At 44.8% G+C, this 19,631-nt stretch carries 19 protein-coding genes; 16 read left to right on the forward strand and 3 right to left on the reverse strand.

The features are described from left to right. Positions 1-20 precede the first annotated feature (20 nt). The gene (locus PODO_RS02680) at positions 21-1,112 is read left to right on the forward strand and encodes a GerAB/ArcD/ProY family transporter (RefSeq protein ID WP_038568559.1); all 1,092 of its coding nucleotides are present in this window, start codon (positions 21-23) and stop codon (positions 1,110-1,112) included. Beyond that, on the forward strand, positions 1,109-2,320 hold the full coding sequence (locus PODO_RS02685; RefSeq protein WP_036676729.1) for a Ger(x)C family spore germination protein: 1,212 nt from the start codon (positions 1,109-1,111) through the stop codon (positions 2,318-2,320). Before PODO_RS02680 ends, PODO_RS02685 begins: the two co-directional genes overlap by 4 nt. Before the next feature lie 28 nt (positions 2,321-2,348). Here PODO_RS02685 and PODO_RS02690 read toward each other — a convergent pair whose 3' ends face one another. After that, positions 2,349-3,236, reverse strand: a complete 888-nt coding sequence (locus PODO_RS02690; RefSeq protein WP_036676731.1) for a CHAD domain-containing protein — start codon at positions 3,234-3,236, stop codon at positions 2,349-2,351. 239 nt (positions 3,237-3,475) lie between these two features. Here PODO_RS02690 and PODO_RS02695 point away from each other — a divergent pair, with 239 nt between their 5' ends. Further along, positions 3,476-4,369: a lipoate--protein ligase family protein gene (locus PODO_RS02695; protein WP_051490931.1), complete on the forward strand. Its 894-nt coding sequence runs from the start codon at positions 3,476-3,478 to the stop codon at positions 4,367-4,369. A 100-nt stretch (positions 4,370-4,469) separates the two neighbouring features. On the opposite strand, the gene PODO_RS02700 is transcribed toward PODO_RS02695, so the two are convergent. Beyond that, positions 4,470-5,255 (reverse strand): carbon-nitrogen family hydrolase, encoded by a 786-nt coding sequence (locus PODO_RS02700; RefSeq protein ID WP_036676852.1) that lies wholly within the window; start codon positions 5,253-5,255, stop codon positions 4,470-4,472. Positions 5,256-5,413: 158 nt separating this feature from the next. Here PODO_RS02700 and PODO_RS02705 point away from each other — a divergent pair, with 158 nt between their 5' ends. From PODO_RS02705 to PODO_RS02740, 8 genes are all read left to right on the forward strand, one after another. Next, on the forward strand, positions 5,414-5,842 hold the full coding sequence (locus PODO_RS02705) for a MarR family winged helix-turn-helix transcriptional regulator (protein WP_036676732.1): 429 nt from the start codon (positions 5,414-5,416) through the stop codon (positions 5,840-5,842). Between the two features lie 35 nt (positions 5,843-5,877). Beyond that, positions 5,878-6,513, forward strand: a complete 636-nt coding sequence (locus PODO_RS02710) for a nitroreductase family protein (RefSeq protein ID WP_038568561.1) — start codon at positions 5,878-5,880, stop codon at positions 6,511-6,513. A 58-nt stretch (positions 6,514-6,571) separates the two neighbouring features. After that, positions 6,572-6,865, forward strand: a complete 294-nt coding sequence (locus PODO_RS02715) for a putative quinol monooxygenase (protein WP_038568563.1) — start codon at positions 6,572-6,574, stop codon at positions 6,863-6,865. A gap of 175 nt (positions 6,866-7,040) precedes the next feature. Then, positions 7,041-8,609 carry a phospholipase D-like domain-containing protein gene (locus PODO_RS02720; protein WP_052096745.1) on the forward strand — a complete coding sequence of 523 codons (1,569 nt, stop codon included), beginning with the start codon at positions 7,041-7,043 and terminating at the stop codon, positions 8,607-8,609. Between the two features lie 62 nt (positions 8,610-8,671). Further along, entirely contained in the window at positions 8,672-9,049 is a 378-nt protein-coding gene (locus PODO_RS02725) for a hypothetical protein (RefSeq protein WP_038568565.1), read from the forward strand. Between the two features lie 74 nt (positions 9,050-9,123). Then, a complete protein-coding gene (locus PODO_RS02730) occupies positions 9,124-9,450 on the forward strand; it encodes an ArsR/SmtB family transcription factor (RefSeq protein ID WP_036676741.1) in 327 nt (108 codons plus the stop codon). A gap of 107 nt (positions 9,451-9,557) precedes the next feature. Continuing rightward, positions 9,558-11,321, forward strand: coding sequence for a SulP family inorganic anion transporter (locus PODO_RS02735; protein ID WP_038568567.1), 1,764 nt, complete (start codon positions 9,558-9,560; stop codon positions 11,319-11,321). A 150-nt stretch (positions 11,322-11,471) separates the two neighbouring features. Further along, complete coding sequence (locus tag PODO_RS02740) at positions 11,472-12,167, forward strand: DUF1361 domain-containing protein (RefSeq protein WP_038568569.1); 696 nt, start codon at positions 11,472-11,474, stop codon at positions 12,165-12,167. Here the strand turns inward: PODO_RS02740 and PODO_RS02745 are convergent. Continuing rightward, positions 12,164-12,481, reverse strand: coding sequence for an MGMT family protein (locus PODO_RS02745; RefSeq protein ID WP_036676747.1), 318 nt, complete (start codon positions 12,479-12,481; stop codon positions 12,164-12,166). The genes PODO_RS02740 and PODO_RS02745 overlap by 4 nt on opposite strands. Positions 12,482-12,698: 217 nt before the next feature. On the opposite strand from PODO_RS02745, the gene PODO_RS02750 reads away from it, so the two are divergent. From PODO_RS02750 to PODO_RS02770, 5 genes are all read left to right on the forward strand, one after another. Then, entirely contained in the window at positions 12,699-13,751 is a 1,053-nt protein-coding gene (locus PODO_RS02750; protein ID WP_038568571.1) for a LacI family DNA-binding transcriptional regulator, read from the forward strand. Positions 13,752-13,818: 67 nt separating this feature from the next. Next, positions 13,819-16,230: a hypothetical protein gene (locus PODO_RS02755; RefSeq protein WP_038568573.1), complete on the forward strand. Its 2,412-nt coding sequence runs from the start codon at positions 13,819-13,821 to the stop codon at positions 16,228-16,230. 92 nt (positions 16,231-16,322) lie between these two features. After that, a complete protein-coding gene (locus tag PODO_RS02760; protein WP_036676753.1) occupies positions 16,323-17,723 on the forward strand; it encodes an extracellular solute-binding protein in 1,401 nt (466 codons plus the stop codon). A gap of 34 nt (positions 17,724-17,757) precedes the next feature. Further along, positions 17,758-18,735: a carbohydrate ABC transporter permease gene (locus PODO_RS02765; protein ID WP_052096747.1), complete on the forward strand. Its 978-nt coding sequence runs from the start codon at positions 17,758-17,760 to the stop codon at positions 18,733-18,735. Then, positions 18,735-19,613 (forward strand): carbohydrate ABC transporter permease, encoded by an 879-nt coding sequence (locus tag PODO_RS02770; protein WP_052096749.1) that lies wholly within the window; start codon positions 18,735-18,737, stop codon positions 19,611-19,613. Before PODO_RS02765 ends, PODO_RS02770 begins: the two co-directional genes overlap by 1 nt. The last annotated feature ends 18 nt before the right edge of the window (positions 19,614-19,631 follow it).

Consider the following 19,631-nt stretch of genomic DNA (forward strand, 5'->3'; position numbering starts at 1 on the left):
AGGTAAAGGAGGAAGAAATTATGAGTACCGAGGTTAAGGACCGAATTACTGCTGTTCAAGCAACGATCATATTAGCCAATTATACTATTGCGGCAGGGATACTTACACTTCCTCGGACGATTGTAGAGGCTAGTGAGACTCCAGACGTATGGATCTCCGTTTTTTTAGGGGGAGTGATTACCCTTTTTACAGGTTTAATTATAGTGAAGCTTAGTCAACGGTTTCCAGGTCAAACCATCTTTCAATTTAGCGGGAAAATCATTGGCAAGCCACTTGGAGTGATTCTCTCTATATTAGTGATTGTTTATTTTCTGTGCATAGCCAGTTTTGAAGCACGTTCCGTGCAGGAAGTGACCTCTTTTTTTCTGCTGGAGGGAACCCCTCCTTGGGCTATTGTTGCCGTGTTTATTTGGATAGCCTTCTATTTGTGCAGAGGAGGGCTTAATGCCATAACTAGCATGTGTAGGTTGATTGTTCCGATTGCATGGACAGTTTTTGTTGGGGTATGTTTGCTTAGTGTTGAAGTTTTTGATATCGATAATCTGCGGCCTTTTCTTGGAGATGGGTTAGGACCGGTATGGAAGGGCATCAGGCCAACCATTCTGACTTTTACTGCTGGTGAAGCGATGCTGTTCATTGTTGCTTTTATGGATAAGCCACAAAAAGCAGTAAAGGTAATTATTGCTGGATCATGTATATCAACGTTCTTTTATCTTTTAGCCGTTGTAATGACTATTGGTGCGTTTTCTATAGATGGAGTGGTCACAAGAACTTGGCCATTTCTTGATCTAGTGAGAAGCTTTGAGGTGAATTATCTTATTTTTGAGAGGTTTGAATCGCTGCTGCTGGTAATCTGGATTATGCAAATTTTCTGCACCTTCTGCATCACTATTTATGCTGCTGCTTTGGGAGTTTCTCAAATATTTCATAAACGATTTAATAGCTGCTTATTGGCTATACTTCCAGTAGCCTATGTAGTTTCCAGAACGCCTCCAAATGTGAATGCTCTGTTTGCATTAGGGACAGTTGTGGGGAATTGGATGATCGTTTTATTTGGATTAATTCCATTGCCGCTGTTAATCATCGCACATTTCCGGAGGGCGGCTTCATGAAAAAGTGGAGAGTGTCGATTACATTTCTTATATTATGTATTCTGTTGACCGGTTGCTGGAGCAGCACACCTGTTGAGGAGTTGAGTATGGAGATTGGTGTTGCCCTGGACAGTGCGGAGGAGACAGGGGATGAGGAGGCAACTCAGCAAGGAGGTGGGGGGAATCCCATGCCTGCCCAAATAATGAGTACCTATCAGTTTACGATTCCTCAAGGCTCAGGAGGGTCAGGTATGAAGTCTGGGGCTTCCCCATCCTCAACCAGAAATTACTATAACATGAGTGAAGTAAGTGATTCGATGTTTGAAGCATTACGGGCACTTTCACTGCGTACTAGACGTACTCCGATCGGACATCACCTTAAGGTCATTGTGATCGGTGAGAAGCTTGCACGCTCTACTAAGTTTTCTGAGTTAATTGATTTCTTTAGCAGGGATAACGATATTCGTCCCAGTGTTCTACTATATGTCAGCAAGGGAAAAGCCAGAGATGTATTGGAAAATGCGCTGCCGGGCCAAACCCCTTCATTTGTATTAGAGGGGATTTTTGTGAATAGAAGTCGGAGCACGAGGATATGGGAGCCAGTTTCAATAGCTAAAGTAGCGGGTCCTTTGCATGGTAAAAGAAGTTTCATGTTGCAGAATGTAATATCTTTAGAAAAAGAGAAGGAGACAAAGCTGGATGGAGCAGGCGTAATTAAAGGGAAAACGGGAAAACTCGTTGGTTTTTTTGATGCATCGGAGCTGGAAGGAATGGTCTGGCTGACTGGAAAGGGAGAGGGGGGTGCTCTCAAAGCATACGACCCGTCTAACAATAAGCTCATTACCTATGAAATCAAATCCCTGGGTAGCAAGTATAAGGCTATTGTGAAGGATGGGAAGATCTCCTTTCATGTGAAAATAGAATCTACGGGGAGATATGGTGAGGCTTTTGCTAAGAGTGCGAAGAAGTTACATGACGGCATTGTAAAGGAGGATAAAGCAGTGCTAGAGAAGCATGTCGTAGACATGCTTCAGGTCACTGTGAAAAAAATGCAGAAGGAGCTGCATACAGAGGTTGCAGGTTTCGGCAACGCTTTGCGTATTCAACATCCAGCCGTATGGCGGAGCGTAGAGGATAACTGGGATGAAACCTTTAGCGAGATTCCGATTACCTATGAAGTGAAACTGAATATTGAAGAGTATGGTGCATCAGATACATCGGCTGAATAGAAAGGGCTATTTGCAATGTTGCATGGAGCTACTTCGTTTGTGTCTGGATAGGAATGACATCATTCTGATGCAGTGCATCGAGCACTTCATCCTTTAATTGAGATGTGAAGGCATTCCATGTTTTTTTACCGATGTCCAGTTCTTCACGTCCAATAGCATTCAGTGTTTCTAGCCACAGACGTTTGTCGTTAATCAGCCCAAGTTGATCTTGAATCTCCTTATAGATCTCCTCATGCGCATGAAATTTCTGATTTAACGCAAAATCGGCTGCACTCGCGGTATAGCGCAGTTCCTTAGCGGCAATTCTTAGCTGGTGCAAAGCGTCGAAGGCTTCTTTAGATTCGGCATTGTCTTCATGAAAAATAGCTTTACAGGTTTTTTTCTTCTGCTCATAAGCGATCTCAAGCTCACGCATAACAACGTTAACATTCTTTTTTGCGACTAGGGCTTCAAGCTGCTCGCTTAGGAAGGTCTTCCACTTTTCCTCGAGGCCTTCATTGATTAGTTCAGGCAGCTCATTAGTGAGCTTCTTGCGGTAAGTTTTGCGCTTGTCCTTTTGGTAAGCAATCACTGCCTTTAACAGGTCTGCAGTTTTAGAATCTCCGTTCTCCTTCGCTTGCTTGCGCTTGTTCTTAAAAGATTCTATTAGAACATCTGCATCTCTCACTTTACCTAATCTCTTTTGCGCTTTTTTGAAAATAGGGTACAGGCCTGAAGTGTGCCGCGGATCAAGAATGGATAATAGACTTAGCAGCTTACGGCAGTTCACTCTTGCCTGGTGGATATCTTCATCAGCGAATTTATTTAATGCGTCATGGCTGTAATCCCAAAAGTTGATATAAAGGTGGTTAAGGGCTTGTTCCCATTGCTTTGTTTTGGTTAGCTGTCGTTCTTTGGTCAGCTTGTCTCCTGTCATGCAGCATCACTCCTTAACGTTTGGGATAGCATGAATTTAGGGCTTCCCCTATTATGCTCTGGGGCAAGTCCATTTACTATAAGAATAGCGTTATCATAACCTCATTTCAATTCTCTACTCACAGCATAGAGACAGATCGGTTACAATATTACTATCATTATTTATACGGATAGGCTTGGATCTTTAGCTGGTAGAGAATAGCAGGTCTCGTGGCTCATATTCGGGAAAGAGGGGCTTTGGTGGATACTCGTGAGTATGATTCAATAATTAGTAAACTTCCTTCAGAAATGGGGCTCTTTCAACATCTGAGTGCAAAGGATGAGAGCAAAGATACAGAAGCAGGGAGCCTAGAAGATATGTTGGTTCCATTCGCTTTTGAGGAAACCTTATGCAGGGATGTTGGAGCGGGCATTATACCTCCTAGCTTACATCTGTGGAGTCATTCTGGTGGTGTGGCGCTTGGACTTCGGGACAGTAAGCTACCGTGTGCAGCTCAGGCGATGCTTATGCTTGAGGAGCAAGGGATTAGAACGGCGGTTAGGCATTCAGGCGGGGCTGCGGTGCCTCTGGATTCAGGGATCGTTAATTTTTCTCTAGTTCTGCCCAAAGGACGTGGAAAGCTGGACTTTCATGATGACTTTAAGCTCTTGGCTGCTTTGATCACGGAAGCGGTTGCTATAAGTCATCCACAGGCTGCGGCGCAAATTGAGGCTGGTGAGATTGTTGGTTCTTACTGCCCGGGTGATTTCGATCTGGCCATTAATGGTCGGAAGTTTTGTGGGATCGCTCAGCGTAGGCAGAATAATGCTTATTTTGTACATGCATTTGTTGTAGTTTCTGGCTCGGGACAAGAACGCGGTGAACAAATCCGCGATTTCTATGCGCAAGCCTCCGGAGGAGACTCCTCATTAGCTTATCCACGGGTTCGTCCAGAGACGATTGCTGGACTTGGTGAACTCGGTGGACCTGAAGTGGCGACAGTGTTTGTGGAGGGAATTATTCAGGCTTTAATTCACCGGGGAGTGTCTCTTAGACCATCCGGGATTTTGCAGCAAGAGACAGGATACAGCTTGGACTATGATGATCCACGTGTGCTCGATGCAACGCGGGTGCTTCGCGAGCGGTATTCCTGAGGGCTAAGCATGGGTTGGAGTCTGTTAAAAAAGGACGTAATGGAAAGCTGGCTAGAGCCAGCCTACGAAACGTCTTTTTTTAATATTCAATCACGCTCTTTTAATTATACAACTCAGGACGTCTGTCCGAAAAAATAGGAATTTGTTTCCTAATCTCACGCACCTGATGTAAATCGATATCTCCAGTTAGAATTTCTTCCTCTTCAGAAGCTTCACACACAATATCTCCCCAAGGATCAATAATCATAGAATGCCCAGCAAAGATATTGGCTGGATCGCTGCCTGCACGGTTGCAGGCTACAACATAACATTGATTCTCGATGGCCCGGCTGATCAACAGCGCCCGCCAGTGGGACAACCTGGGCAGTGGCCATTCAGCGCAGACGAACAGGATTTCCGCCCCTTGTGCGGTATGGGCGCGAACCCACTCCGGAAAACGGATATCGTAACAGATTAGCCCTGCACATAAGATGCCGTCCAATGTGAAGAGTCCTTTAGTTTCTCCCGGTTGGAGATACAAATGCTCCTCCATCAGCTGGAACAAATGCAGCTTGCTGTATTGTCCAACAAGCTCACCTGATCGATTAAATACATACATACGATTGGTGACCCCAGCATCATTACGGCTAGCCACTGAACCGGCGATGATATTGATGCTGTATTGTTTAGCCAAGCTGGAGATGAATTCCTTGGTAATTTCTCCTTCTAGATCGCCAATATCTTCTAAGCGAGTCAGATCATAGCCAGTGGTCCATAGCTCAGGGAGAATCAGACAATCAGGGGCTGCGGAAGCAGCTTCATTTATTTTCTGGGCAACAGCAGCATAATTCATAGCGGGATTGCCAAATGCTATATCCAGCTGAATCAGGGATATTCTCATAGGTATCCTCCTCTTTTGTTCAAGCGTATAGCACCGGATAAGGATAAGCAATGTTGATTTTTTAAAAATGATTTGATATATTAGTTGACGGGTCAATGATTATGCGTTAGTATAATTTTGTACAAAACAATTGCATGCAATTAAATTTAGAAAGGAGGCATATTTTGACGGAGCACTGTCCTGAGGAAGAGCATATATTTGAACTGCTGCAGGCTTTAAACAAAGGAATCTCTCCAAAATTCGAACGTTGTGCCGGGATTAGTCCCACACGGCTTCGCCTCCTGCACGAACTGTTTCGGGTAGACGAAGTCAGCCAAATCAGTCTGCAAAAGGAAATGGAGATTGATGGGGCAGCCGTCACACGTCATCTGAAGGGATTGGAAGAGAGTGGCATGATCGCCCGCCGCAATAACCCAGCCGATAACAGGGTCACATTGGTCTCATTAACCGATCAAGGTCGGGAAAGAATGGTTAAATATAGCGAAGAGAAAAGGCGGTTTATCGCTACTTTGCTAACAGGTTTTAACGATCAGGAGCGAGCAGTGCTCATTGATATGCTTAATCGTCTGCAATCTAATATCATTCTGTTGTAACTTACAAATCACACACTCAAAGGAGAATTACACATATGAACGCTACAAAAACAAATGACTTTCAAGAAATTATTACAGGACGCCGCTCTATCCGCAAATATGATCCATCCGTTAAAATCAGCAAAGAAGAAATGACACAGATCCTTACCGAAGCTACACTTGCTCCATCTTCAGTGAACATGCAGCCTTGGCGTTTTCTGGTCATTGAAAGTGACGAAGCTAAAGCTACTTTAGCGCCTCTCGCTCGTTTTAATAACGTACAAGTAGAGACTTCTGCAGCTATGATTGCCATCTTTGGTGATCTGAACAACTTCGATTATGCTGAAGAAATTTACGGTACTGCTGTTGAACGTGGACTTATGCCTGCTGAAGTAAAAGAAAATCAATTAACCAGATTATCCGCTCATTTCGCTAACCTGCCACGGGAAATTAACAGAGACACCGTGCTTATCGATGGCGCACTTGTTGCTATGCAGCTGATGCTGGTTGCTCGTGCACATGGTTACGATACAAACCCAATTGGTGGATTTGAAAAAGACCAAATCGCTGCAGCGTTTGGTATGGAAAAAGATCGTTATGTTCCTGTAATGCTACTCTCCATTGGTAAAGCTGTTGATGCAGGTTACCCATCTGTTCGTCTGCCTATCGATAAAGTTGCTGAGTGGAAATAATTATAAAGTTAGTAAGCCAACGCGCTACCATAAACACTAATCTTAGGAGGAATATACAATGATCATTATTCATGCTGTACTTAAAGTTAATCCAGAGCGTCGTGAACAGTTTTTGACGGAGTCTAAAGCATTACTGGCTGCTACTCATGCTGAAGAGGGTAACCTTTCTTATGAGCTATATGAGAATGCTGGAGAAGCCAACTCATTTATTATGATTGAGCAATGGCATGATGCTGAAGCAGTATCCAGCCACAATACGAGCGCTCATTTCACTGCTTTCTCAGCTAAAGCTGGCGAATTCTTGGCTGCTCCTCTAGATGTTAAAGTATTTAGCGCAGAACAGGTAAAATAAGCTGTCTCCATTCTTAGCGAATTCTGTTTAAACCTAAACAGGGATGATCCATAGCCATAAAGGCTGTGGGGCATCCCTGTTTTGCATTTCACCCCGTTTATAAAAAGGAGATCTAGGGTATCTATCCTTACCTTGATTCAAAGGCATGCAATATAAACGATGGGGGACTTTACATATGAAGACACAGAGAAATATGATTGATTTCTTGAATTATTATCTATCCGGCGGATCGCTTGCCCGTATTATGGGTGTAGCAGGAGAAGAGGTGGAGCGTAAGCTTGAGGGGATAGACCTAGAGGCTGCCAGAGCCTATCGTCAGACGCTTGGCGGGGTCATTACGACAAGTCAGCAGCTATTCCAACTTCCTGGATTTAGTCCAAGCTTACTGGAACAACTTACTGAAGTATTGGGCAGACTAGACTCAGGTAAGCTAAAGGTTCTGGCTCCGCAGACTACGTGGAATAATCAAGTAACACCTTACGTGAATGGTCCAGAGTGTCTAGGAATGATATTAGAGGAGATCAGAAAAGCGCAGCATTATATCCACCTGTCTGTCATGCTTTTTTTTAATGATCGTTCGGGGAATCTGGTTGCAGATGAACTGTTTTATGCTCTTAAGCGTGGCGTTAAGGTAAGGGTTATGGTCAATTACACATTGACGGCTTTGGGGTACGGAAATAATCTGGAGTACGGCCAGTTCTCCAAGATTGCTGATCAGCTTGAGAATGCAGGCGCCAAGCTGCTGAATACCTTCAATTCGTATTATACAGCCATTGAATGGCGGGTGAAACGAAAGGCGCTGGAGCAAGAGGGAGTGCCGGAAAGTATCCTGTTTCTGCAGGATAAAGTGCAAGAGGATGTTGAGGTTACAGGACTGAATGTCATCGATCATCGGAAGTTTATGGTCATAGATGGGGTAACCTCGATTATAGGCAGTGTAAACATTGGTGACCAATATACGTATGAGACCCCAGTTCAGGCGTCCTCTGCAATGAGTATAGACGGACATCCACAGGGGATTCCTAGTAAAGAGGCTGAGTGGCATGATGGCTGCTTCCGGATTCGCGGCGCTGCAGCGCAGCCTTTGAATGCGATGTTCTATTCTCGCTGGCTGCTACTAGGCGGAGATCATTTTGATGTGAATGATGTCTTTTATTATCCTGATGTAGATTATCATTTTGGTGAGGAAGAATGTACGCTGTTAGCAAGCTTTCCAGGTAACCCGGTTAACCTGATTCAACAATATTATCTGGATTTAATTACTTACGCGGCTGAGGAGACGATTATCGTGAATCCTTATTTGATTGATCAGGATTTTTGGGATCGGCTTGGGCTGCTTGGTCCGGAATGCTCGTGTAATTTGAACATTTGCAACCCGCTGGAGGTCAATGATCATCCTACAAATCGCGCGGCGGTAAGAGGCAATATGTATATGCCGTTTATTAACGGTGTTTCCTTCTATGACTACAGTGCCACCGGTCGATTTTCCCATTGGAAAATTACCTATGATCATAGATCACAAGCCGTTTTTCATGGTTCATATAATATCAACGAAAGAAGTGCCTGCCACGATTTTGAGCTGGGAATGCTGGTAAAAGGGGAGGCCTTTGCAGAGCAGATAAAGTCTATGATCGATTATGACCTGAGTGTCTCGCGGAAGATTACCAGTAAAAGTGAGTTCTTTAAGCATCCTTGGCTACACCCTAGTACTTATCTGAATAAGGCAACCCAGAATTATACTTGATAAATGGGGCTAATTCTCATGATATAATGATCGTTATAAATCATTAGGGTGGAGTATTGGCTATGCAAATCAAAATTACAAAAAGTGGTTTGAAAAAGGACGAGGTATTCTTTCTCACAGAATTTGGGGAGGGGCGGGGAATCTGGTGTGGTGCTCCTGTGAATCCAGGGGTAGAAATGGATGTGGAATTCGAGCTTTCGGAGCTGCTTATGAGGTGGGTGGATATCCATCCTGTACCTGCAGGTGAGTTCAACATCAGGCTCGAACAGGATAGGGTTATTTTTACGGGCGTGTTGGAGAATATTGAAGAAGATGGCACAGGATTTTTACGAATAGGTGAAGGGTTAGTGATGTTCGAGTGTCTCGGTGAACCTATGGCACTGGGTGTGTTCGTAGAATTGCAGGTCCGTGATGTGCGAATCTATCCCTTCAGTATTTGACGCTTCTTAGGGACTAAGATAACATACAAAGATAACATTAGATTCAGAAAGTTAAGCATGAGGAGTAGAAAGCTATGAACACCGAAATTCAGCAATTTAAGACCGAATTCTTCAAGGCGCTGGCTCATCCGATGCGTATTCGTATTCTGGAGCTGCTCAGCGAAGGTGAGAAGAATGTGAATGAACTGCAGGCTATTCTCGGCTCGGAAGGTTCTGCTGTATCCCAGCAGCTAGCTGTTTTACGCGCCAAAAATGTAGTAACCAGTGTGAAAGAAGGCACCACAGTCATTTATGCCTTACGTGATCCTCTGATCAAGGACCTTCTGGTTGTGGCCAAACAAATATTTGATAACCATCTCGTGAATACCATTTCATTGCTGGAAGGCATGCGCGGCGAGTGAAAATGGAATAGATTAACGTTATTTTGGCGTTGACAACAGTCGCGTCCTAGAGTAATGTTCTTCTTATATTCAAATAATCAGATATTTAAAGAAAAGAAGGTTTGAACATGACAGGGCGGGGTCGTTATAAAGGCTACAACATGAACGCTTTTCGCAAGGATTTGATATCGGGGACAATCGTCGGAGTTATTGCCATTCCTTTAGGGATGGCATTTGCTATTGCTTCTGGTGTAAAGCCGGAATATGGCATTTATACGACAATCGTTGCCGGCATATGTATTTCATTGTTCGGGGGATCAAAATTTCAGATTGGTGGACCGACAGGTGCATTTATTCCTATCTTGTTCGCCATTGGGATGCAGTATGGTTATGAGAACCTGCTGTTAGCAGGGATGATGGCGGGGGTTATTTTAGTCCTCATGGGATTGTTAAGGCTGGGTGTACTGATTAAATTTATTCCGAAGCCGGTCACGATTGGTTTCACAGCAGGAATAGCGGTTATTATCTTTACCGGACAGATAGCCAACTTCCTTGGGTTAAGCAATATTGAACGGCACGAGAGCTTTGTAGATAACATGAAAGAAATTGGACTTCATCTATCGACGATCAATGGATATAGTATCCTGACCGCTGCGATTTGTCTGGCCGTTGTTATCCTAGCGATTCGCTTCGCTCCGAAGGTGCCGGGCTCATTGGTCGGTCTTCTTTGTGCGACTGTCATAGCAGCGTTATTTTTTAGCGGTAAGGTGACTACGATTGGTTTGGCCTATGGGAATATCCCTAACACACTGCCAAGCTTCCGTTTTCCGACCATTACCTGGGAGCGGATTACACTGCTGATTCGTCCGGCCTTTATCATCGCGATGTTGGGTGCTATTGAATCCTTATTGTCAGCTGTCGTAGCTGATGGGATGACGGGCAGCCGCCATAACAGCAACCGTGAACTGATTGGTCAGGGAATCGCCAATATTGCAGCTCCATTGTTTGGAGGAATTCCAGCTACAGGTGCCATTGCCAGAACCGCCACAAATATCAAAAGCGGTGCAGTTTCTCCGATCTCAGGGATCGTTCACGGGGTAGTGGTATTCCTAATTCTTTTGTTGTTTGCACCCTATGCTTCTAGTATTCCGTTGGCAGCGATGGCTCCTATCTTGATGGTAGTAGCTTGGAATATGAGTGAACGCAAACAATTTCTTCATTTGCTTAAAATCAAAACAGGCGATTCTTTGGTATTATTCATCACCTTCTTGTTGACGATATTTGCAGATTTAACGCTGGCCGTAGAGGTGGGATTGATTCTTGCGGTGATTTTGTTTGTGAAACGGATGGGAGAGGTTCATCTGGTATCCAAAGTATTGCCTGATCCTAATTCCGTCAAGGTAGGGGCACATATGGTAACGGAGAGTCATGATTGTCCGCAGATTGGGATTTATACCGTGGAAGGGCCGCTGTTTTTTGGCGCTGCGTATAGATTTGATGACACCATGCCCGGTTATGGCTCCGACCAGCCGAAAATTATATTAATGCGGATGGGAAAAGTGCCATTCATGGATACTACGGGCGAATCCAATCTGGCGGAGCTGGTGCGGCATTTACATGCTGTTGGAGGGAAACTGATGATCTCCGGTGTTCAGCCGCAGCCGCTTGAGCTACTTAAGAGAACCGGGCTATATGATAAAATAGGAAAAGCACAGTTTTATCACCATACCGGTGAAGCGATCAATGAAGCTCTTAGCAGTATTAATCACAACAAATGTATCGGATGCAGTCATGCGGCGTTTAGGGAGTGTACGGCATTATCCTGTCAGGAGGATGCAGGTGGACTACGGGGTCTGACAGGACGCAAGAAGCCAGCATTGCCTCTGAACTAATCAGCGGTACTTGAGCTTAATAAATAAAGTCGGCCTGGGCGCTATTCTTGCGTCTGGGCTTTTGTATTAAAATTGGACTTCGGAATTCTGAATTTGTACAATTGGGTATAAGTTTAATGTAATCAATATCGATAAGGAGAATATAAGCTCATGAAGGAATTGAATTATCCGAAGGTGTTTATGCTCTTGGCGGGATTGTCTGTCGCTACATTGGCGGTATATCGTGTAGTGTCACTTCAGACGGATTCGTTTTACGGTTTTTTAATTTGGAATTTGTTCTTAGCTTGGATTCCGTTTTTATTCTCCATGGCTGCTTATGAGCTAGACAAAAGGAAGATAGGCGGTTTATTACTTCTTCCTTTGGGTGTCGCGTGGCTGCTGTTCTTTCCAAACGCGCCTTATCTCATGACTGACCTGGTGCATTTAACGGTAAGAAAAAGTAGATATATCGTGGAGGGAGCCATTCAGAATCGCTACTGGTATGACTTGGTCACTCTTTTATTGTTCACCTGGAGTGGATGGTTGACCGGGTTCTTCTCATTGTATCAGTTCCAGACGGTCATTTATCGTAAAAGCAACCTGCTGTGGTCATGGGTATTCGTGCTTGCGGCATGTATGCTCGGGGGATATGGTGTACTGCTTGGCCGAGTCTACAGACTCAATAGCTGGGACGTCCTGACGGACAGGCATCAGTTGTATCAACTTGTTCTGGATAGCCTGAATCTCCAGTCCGTATTTTTCAGCTTGTTCATTGCCTTTGTCCTGCTGGTCATTTACGCGACGATGTATTGTCTACTCAATGCTCTTGGCACCGGAGAAAGACGAAGAGTTACCAGAGGGTACTAATCGGTACACTCCGGCTCAAACTGGAATTGCTTCAGATCTACCACACCTTTTTCATTAAAACTAACTCCCTCTCCCTGTAGATAGAGCCTCTGGAGGGAGTTAGACTCATCCTCAGTTAGTGCGATCATTCCTTTAGCATTAATGACCCGATGCCAGGGCAGCTTATATTTTTTGCTCATGGAGTGAAGGATGCGAACGACCTGCCTCGCTCCTCTTGGGCTACCTGCCGCGCGGGCAACTCCTCCGTAAGTCATCACTTTACCTTCTGGTATAGACTGTATGATATGAATAACTCTCTCAGTAAATGGTGTCATAGCAAGCTCAAGCTCCTATATCTTATTTTTATCCATTGCTCCTCAACAGATAAATCAATTCTAAACGAAACGGGGGACGAACAGGAGGATTTTTTGAGGATAGCAAAAAAAGGGTTGCAAAGCAATAAATACGCGTGGTATATTCTAACTGTAAAAATAATCTAAACGTTTAACAACGTGATTGAAAGAGTTCCATAATAAGATAGGAGAAGGTGTAATGAGGAAAACCAGCATTAAAGACATAGCCGCAAAGGCTAATGTTTCGATTGCTACAGTCTCCTATGTGCTTAATGGTACCCGCAATGTACGTTCTGATACAAGGGAACGAGTTGTTGCCGCCATTGAGGAGTTGAATTATAAGCCGAATGCTATTGCGAAGAGTCTCAAACTCAACCGTACGAATACAATAGGTGTTATTGCAGAAGATGTGACGGTATTTAACACGCCCGATATTATCGATGGAATTAATGATTTTGGAGATCGAAACGATTTGCATATTTTACTGGTGAATCTTCGTTTAGACAAGCGTATCGGCCGTAACTTCTCGAATACGGAAGACTACCGAAAGTATGCCGCTAATGCGGTTGCCGAACTGCTCAGCAATCAAGTGGATGGGATTATTTATATCGGTGTTCATCCCCGTGATTTAACGGGTCTAATCGATACGGAGGGTAAGCCGATTGTGTATACCTACTCTTACACACAGGACGATATCTCTATCCAGTATAACGATGAGCAAGCTGCTTACCAAGCAATGTCCTACTTGGTTAACCAAGGACATAGCAGAATTGCAGTAATCAGTGGTTTGATGGATTCTATCCCTTCCAGATTAAGACTGAACGGTTATTACAAGGCAGTTACTGAATATCAATTACCGTTCGATCCACTGCTAATCAAGATGGGAGACTGGGAGAGGGAATCGGGGTATCGCCTTACCTCAGAGTTGCTCTCTTTGCCGGAGCCCCCAACCGCGATTCTTTCTATGAATGATGTAATGGTTGTAGGTATTTTGCAGGCAGCAGAGGAAAAAGGGGTTAAAATACCGGATGATCTGTCGGTTGTCGGTTTTGATAATCGTGAATTCAGTGATTACTTACGCCCGCGTATAACAACAATGGGACTTCCGCTACATGAGATGGGCTATCAAGCTATTGAGGTTTTGTTCAATTTAATCAAGGGGACGAAGATGGATTCACTGACCATGCCGGAGTGCCGGTTGATCGAACGTGATTCCGTGGCTACGTTAAAAAATGCTGTGAAACAAAAATAAGTTTCACAGCTCCTTTTTCCTCATAAATCTAAACGTTTAACTTAAAATATCGAAGAGGTGCTAGGCAATGACGATTCTAGGCAATGAAAACTTCACGATGGAGCTAAGCGACCGCGGAGCACTTCAGTCTCTGATATTACAGGGCGACCCTAGTGAAATGAATTGGGTAGTTGATCCGTCTTATTTGAAAGAGGCAGGTTATGCGGATACAGATAAGCTATTCGGAGAATGGACAATAGAGCTGGACGGGAATATCATAAAAAGCACTGATCTGTTGCCCAAAATTACGCCAGAAGGAAAACACCGTGTAATTGTGGATTTTGAAGGCGCACCGATTGCAATCAGACTTACATATTCTCTGGAAGATGAGCGACTAAGATGGACTATTGAAGCTACAAACCGCTCACCACAATCTGTAAGAATTAATGGACTTCATGTGTGGCTTTCGCTCGCGTATATCATGTACAGAGATGAAAATGTGCAGCGCAATATGAGCCAGTCCTGTGCAGTGTTCCCCCATCTTGGTGGGGATTTCGCTAAAATCGCTGCTATTCGACGGAGCAACAAAGCACCACATCTGGGTGTTTATGGGGTTCAGGGCAGAACAGTAAGCGTAGGTACTTATTGTAGTTATAAGAATCGTTTTCTTGAGCAGGTCTCCCCTTCTTTGGATGGTCTGCTGTATCATCGGCTATCGTTGGTGGAGGACGGATCATCTATGACCGAATCTGCAGCTGCCGACTGGATATATGGTGGCGCTTACAGTTCGCTGGATCTTGGCGCTGGGGAGACCTACAGCTGGGAATACATATTCCATCCCTGTCAGAATCGAGATGATTTCTATAGGCAGGGCATGGCCTATGGACATCCGCGCTGGAGCTATACGCCTGTATTAACCCGAGGAGGAAGGTTCGAAGCTGTTGTTGATCTGCCGCAGGGCCAGGTTCTACGTGAGCTGCGTTTGTATAGCACTTTACCGGGGACGGAGCTGATCCGCCAGGAGAATATTACGAACGAAGCTGTACGGTTGGAGTCAGGCAGTAGCTATGCTATATCTTTACAGCGTTTGGAGCCGGGAGAACATAAGCTGGAGCTGGTGCTAGAAGATGGACGGAGCGATATCCTGGTCTGGAATGTACTGGAGTCGATTGACTGGATTCTGGAAAAGAGAGCCGAGTGGTTGGTAAATAATAACTTTGGAGGGACAGGGGAGGTCGAAAGGCCATATGCCTTCCGTCCGCTATCGAATCAGGGAGAATCGCTGGGTAAGGTTGCTTTTCTACTGATGAAGAATAGCATGGCCAAGGCTGTCCCAGAACAAGTAGCTAAGGCCGAGATTGCCGCAGTATTGGATGTGAAGGAGCATTGGTTTGAAGGCGGGGATTTTAATCATCCGCGTCCCTTGTACGGAGAATTCTACCGCATTTATGATCTGGATTATATTGGGCATGTCTTTTATCTATTGTCACGAATGGATGGTTCATTACTTAAAATTCATTCTCCTAGAGAATATCTACAATGGGCTGCCGAAATCATGTGTCTTCGCCTAGACCCTGATCGGCACAGTGGCCAGCGTGAGAAGGATGAGAGCCGTCTAAATGGGATATTTGTGCTCTATATTCTTGATTTATTAGAAGCACTGAAGCAGTGCGGTCTTTCAGAAGAGTATAAACGTCTACTTACCTTATGGGAGCGCTTTGGTAGAAATCTGGAGACAGGAATACAGCAGTATGAGGGAGCTATAACGGAGCATTTTTACGATAATGCAGGATTTGGCCCTACCTGTGAAACGTTGTGTCACCTTGGAAATAAAGAGGAGGCCCAGCGTTATGGACAACTAATTCTGGCAAATATCGGATTCAGCAATGATTACAGAGTGCAGAATCCGGATCGCTGGTGGGAAGCTTTGTCTTATATGATTCATTCCCTTTGGGGTGGATTGGTAGCAGGAGCATCCCGGGTTGCCTATGAATTCCTTGGAGACCCTGAATATTTGGAAGCCGCTTACCGTTCTACGATGGCAGTATTCAATTGTTACGATTGGAATGTACGCTCTACTCCACGCCGTTTGTTGCCTGGAGAGGCAGCTTCTACATATAGTGTGGCAGCTCCTAACCTGAATATGCCAGAATTGTCGCGAAACCGTTTTGGGCAATCCGTATTTGTGGGGGCAAGTGATTCCCTGTTTGCTTCGCTGTTCTCGGGTGTGACAGGAGATGATTGGGATATGGGGGAGGAGCTAGTGGCCTATCTAATGGGCTTCGGGACAACCACATATTTGTACAGGGATCCACGCGGAAAGATGCGCTGTATTAACGGTTATATTGAAGAAGACTCGGAGGGCTGGATCGTAACAAGTTACGCTGCATATCCGTCAAGATATGTGCTGCTTGAGGACAAGCTCGAATATCGCACAACTGAGGGGATGCTAGAGCCTCACGTAAGACTGGCAGGCGGAATGTTCAGCCCTTGTCTGTAATCGCTAAGAATGACAAACCATGATGATTTTAGGCTAAAGCTTTAAATGCTTGGCTTGAAATAAATAGATATGAAAAAAGGGAGGCAACAAACATGAAGTTTGGAAAACGTACTCTAGTTCTATCTTTAGCATCAATGATGGTTTTTTCCGCACTGGCAGGCTGTTCGGGCAATTCCAACAATGCGGCTCCAAAGGCATCTGAAGGGTCTGGAGCAGCCAACAAAGAAACTATGCCTGATAAAGATGTAACCTTGGAATTATTGTATTGGGGTGATGATGTACAGAAAAAGCTGGTAGAAGCGGCAGCAGAAAAATATACAGCCGACACCGGAGTAAAAATCAATGCACAAGTGCTTCCAGCGGATGGCTCCTTTGATACATTTATTCAGACCCGGCTCGAATCCGGCGAACTTCCAGATATCAGTTATATGGGCGAAGGCGATATCCAAAAGTACAATGAAATGGGAATTATCGAAGATATCAGCGATTTATTAGCGGACGGAAGTATTCCTGAAAAACTATCAGCGATAACAATCCATTCACCTGAGCAAAAAGTGATCGGAGTCGGTCTATCCAACCAGCTGGAGCTGCTTTACTATAGCAAGTCCAAATTTGATGCAGCAGGTCTTGAATATCCACCCTCCAAAGTTGAAAATGCGTGGGATTGGGATACATTCGTAACAAACGCGAAAAAGCTAACGACAGATACTAAAGGAAAAACAGCGGCAGATGAAGGCTTTGATGCTGCTCTGACCGAGAACTACGGGCTTGGTATTACAGCGGGACGGGAGTTCCACCATTTCTGGGCAGCTTATGCCAACGGTGGCGGAATTGTTTCCCCGGATGGAAAGGAGTTTCAATGGGATTCTCCCAAAACGGTTGATGCCATCCAGAAGCTAGCTGATCTCGTTAACAAAGATAAGGTTGCATCCGCTTTCAATTACACTTGGAATTCCGGAATTGGTTCTGCGGTAGACGCTTTGAGTGGTGGTTATGCCATGGCGATCAGCGGCTCTTGGGATCTAGCTAATATCAAAGGAAATGAAGATATCGGCGTTGGGGTTCTGCCTAAGATGGAAAAGGCAGTAACGATGAACTGTGGTGCTCCACTTGTTGTGTACAATACATCGAAGCACATTGAGGAAGCCAAGAAATTCTATGCCTACATGGTCAACCCTGAGAACAGTCTGGAGCTGCTGAAGAGTGGTGCGTGGTTGCCGAACCAGGCAGATTGGTATACCGATCCTACCTTGGTTGAAAAGTGGACCTCCGATCTTCCTGAAAGCGCAAAAGAAACTATCCTTAGTTATTCGACAACGAAAGATTCTATCGCACAATGGCCTGCATATTACGTTCCTGCCTACCTCAAGATGAATACTGAATATGAGAAATCTATTGACCAGGCATTGGCAGGTAAGAAAAGTGTTAAAGAAGTCTATGACGCGATCATGCCAGCGATCAAGCAGTTGTTCGAGAGCGGCAAGGTTTCCTAATTAGAGCTTATATTTGAAAAGAGGGCTATTGCTTATGAACCCAGAGAGCAAAACCGAAACGGCTGCGGTCTATGTTAAAAAGCATGCCAGAGGTGTCACCAAAGAGGCGGTGGCTGGATATTTGTTTGCAGCACCGGCCATTATTGGATTTTTGGTATTGACGCTTTATCCGATGCTGGCCAGTTTGTTTTACAGCTTTCATAAAATAACGATTATGAGCGGAAGCCAAGTAATGGAGTGGATTGGGCTGGATAATTTCCGGTACATATTCACCAATACCAGCTCCGAATTCAAGAAATCCATAACGGTAACCTTGATTTATGCCTTCATTAACGTGGCGCTTGTAATCACCTTTTGTCTGATTGTTGCACTCTTATTAAACCGTAAATTTATCGGCAGAAACTTAATGCGGGCTATATTCTTTCTGCCGTCTGTAGTTCCGATGCTGGCGACAACGATTGTGTGGCAGATGCTTCTACAGAACCAAGCCAAGGGTGGACTGCTTAACTGGATTTTATTGCAGATAGGAATAGCCCCTGTTGATTTCCTGACTGATCCCATCCGTATTTTTGAGACAATGTTTATCATGAGCTTGTGGACCTGTGGTGGGACGATTGTTGTGTTCATCGCTACGCTGCAGGATGTTCCGGGAGAATTGCTGGAAGCCATCGAGATGGACGGGGGAAATGCTTGGCACAAGTTCCTCAAAGTAACCTATCCGACGATCAAACCTGTCCTCTTTTTCCAATTGATTATGTGCATGATGACCTCTATCCAGATTTATACGCAAAGTGTGGTGTTGTCCAGAAATGGTGCACCCGATCGGATGACTTATTTTATCAACGTTATGATCTATGACCATTCATTTGTTCAGGTAGGGATGCGCGGTTTGGCGTCTGCTGAGGCATGGGTCGTCTTCCTAATCACTATGGCCATTACTGGTGTGCTGTTCTACTTCCAGGGCGCATTTAAAAGGGACGATTCGATGGGCAAAAGAAAGAAGGTGAGATAATGGCGGCAACCGCAATTATGAATTATACAAGTATCCAGAAAAAAAAGAAAAGAGCTAAAGCCATCAATACCGGGCTGATTCTGCTCTCCTGTCTGCTAGCAGTGGTGTTTGCTTTTCCGCTTTATTGGCTGCTGCGAGGTGCCTTCGTGAGCCATACAGAAATACTGGCGCGGCCGCCTGTGTTTTTCCCTGAGTCACTAAATGTCGATAATTTTCGGCTTGGGTTGGAACGTATTCAGTTCCTGCGGCAGCTCTGGAATTCAGTTTCGATTGTAGTTCCTTATGTGATCGGGACGGTGCTGACGACAAGCTTTGCGGGGTATGCCTTTGCTAAGCTGAACTTTCCGCTGCGCGGGATGTGGTTCGTGCTGGTCATCAGTACGATGATGCTGCCTAGTGCCGTAACCCTGCTGCCACAATATTCTCTGTACACTTCTTTGGGACTGGCTGGCAAACCTGCTCTTATTATTCCGGCATTTTTCTGTGCAGGCGGCAACGCGTATTTTGTCTTTTTGCTCCGGCAATTTTTTATGACGATTCCGATAGAACTCAGTGAAGCTGCCAAGATTGACGGCGCGGGTTACTTCCGTATCTACTCCCGCATCATGCTGCCGCTTATACGTCCCGCAATGATTGTTGTGGCGTTGTTCAGCTTTATTAACTGTTGGAATGAATTTTTCTATACCATGATTTATTTGAAGACTGAAGCAGATTATACGCTGCCTATGGGCTTGTATATTGTGAACGGGATGCGCATTCCGAACTATGAACAGGTCATGGCACTGGCGCTCGTCGTTACAGCTCCTTGTCTAGTATTTTTCTTGATCGGCAACAAATATTTTGTTGAGGGCATTACATTAACGGGAATCAAGGGATAAAAAGGAGGAATTCATCCA

Origin of the sequence: Paenibacillus odorifer (genome assembly GCF_000758725.1) — a bacterium.
GTDB lineage: Bacteria > Bacillota > Bacilli > Paenibacillales > Paenibacillaceae > Paenibacillus_AQ > Paenibacillus_AQ odorifer.

What these genes read in the sequence shown, in the direction of transcription:
- PODO_RS02680 (WP_038568559.1), top strand. Translation starts at nt 21, where the DNA reads ATGAGTACCGAGGTTAAGGACCGAATTACTGCTGTTCAAGCAACGATC.
- PODO_RS02685 (WP_036676729.1), top strand. Translation starts at nt 1,109, where the DNA reads ATGAAAAAGTGGAGAGTGTCGATTACATTTCTTATATTATGTATTCTG.
- PODO_RS02690 (WP_036676731.1), bottom strand. Translation starts at nt 3,236, where the DNA reads ATGACAGGAGACAAGCTGACCAAAGAACGACAGCTAACCAAAACAAAG.
- PODO_RS02710 (WP_038568561.1), top strand. Translation starts at nt 5,878, where the DNA reads ATGAACGCTACAAAAACAAATGACTTTCAAGAAATTATTACAGGACGC.
- PODO_RS02715 (WP_038568563.1), top strand. Translation starts at nt 6,572, where the DNA reads ATGATCATTATTCATGCTGTACTTAAAGTTAATCCAGAGCGTCGTGAA.
- PODO_RS02720 (WP_052096745.1), top strand. Translation starts at nt 7,041, where the DNA reads ATGAAGACACAGAGAAATATGATTGATTTCTTGAATTATTATCTATCC.
- PODO_RS02725 (WP_038568565.1), top strand. Translation starts at nt 8,672, where the DNA reads ATGCAAATCAAAATTACAAAAAGTGGTTTGAAAAAGGACGAGGTATTC.
- PODO_RS02730 (WP_036676741.1), top strand. Translation starts at nt 9,124, where the DNA reads ATGAACACCGAAATTCAGCAATTTAAGACCGAATTCTTCAAGGCGCTG.
- PODO_RS02735 (WP_038568567.1), top strand. Translation starts at nt 9,558, where the DNA reads ATGACAGGGCGGGGTCGTTATAAAGGCTACAACATGAACGCTTTTCGC.
- PODO_RS02740 (WP_038568569.1), top strand. Translation starts at nt 11,472, where the DNA reads ATGAAGGAATTGAATTATCCGAAGGTGTTTATGCTCTTGGCGGGATTG.
- PODO_RS02745 (WP_036676747.1), bottom strand. Translation starts at nt 12,481, where the DNA reads ATGACACCATTTACTGAGAGAGTTATTCATATCATACAGTCTATACCA.
- PODO_RS02750 (WP_038568571.1), top strand. Translation starts at nt 12,699, where the DNA reads ATGAGGAAAACCAGCATTAAAGACATAGCCGCAAAGGCTAATGTTTCG.
- PODO_RS02755 (WP_038568573.1), top strand. Translation starts at nt 13,819, where the DNA reads ATGACGATTCTAGGCAATGAAAACTTCACGATGGAGCTAAGCGACCGC.
- PODO_RS02760 (WP_036676753.1), top strand. Translation starts at nt 16,323, where the DNA reads ATGAAGTTTGGAAAACGTACTCTAGTTCTATCTTTAGCATCAATGATG.
- PODO_RS02765 (WP_052096747.1), top strand. Translation starts at nt 17,758, where the DNA reads ATGAACCCAGAGAGCAAAACCGAAACGGCTGCGGTCTATGTTAAAAAG.
- PODO_RS02770 (WP_052096749.1), top strand. Translation starts at nt 18,735, where the DNA reads ATGGCGGCAACCGCAATTATGAATTATACAAGTATCCAGAAAAAAAAG.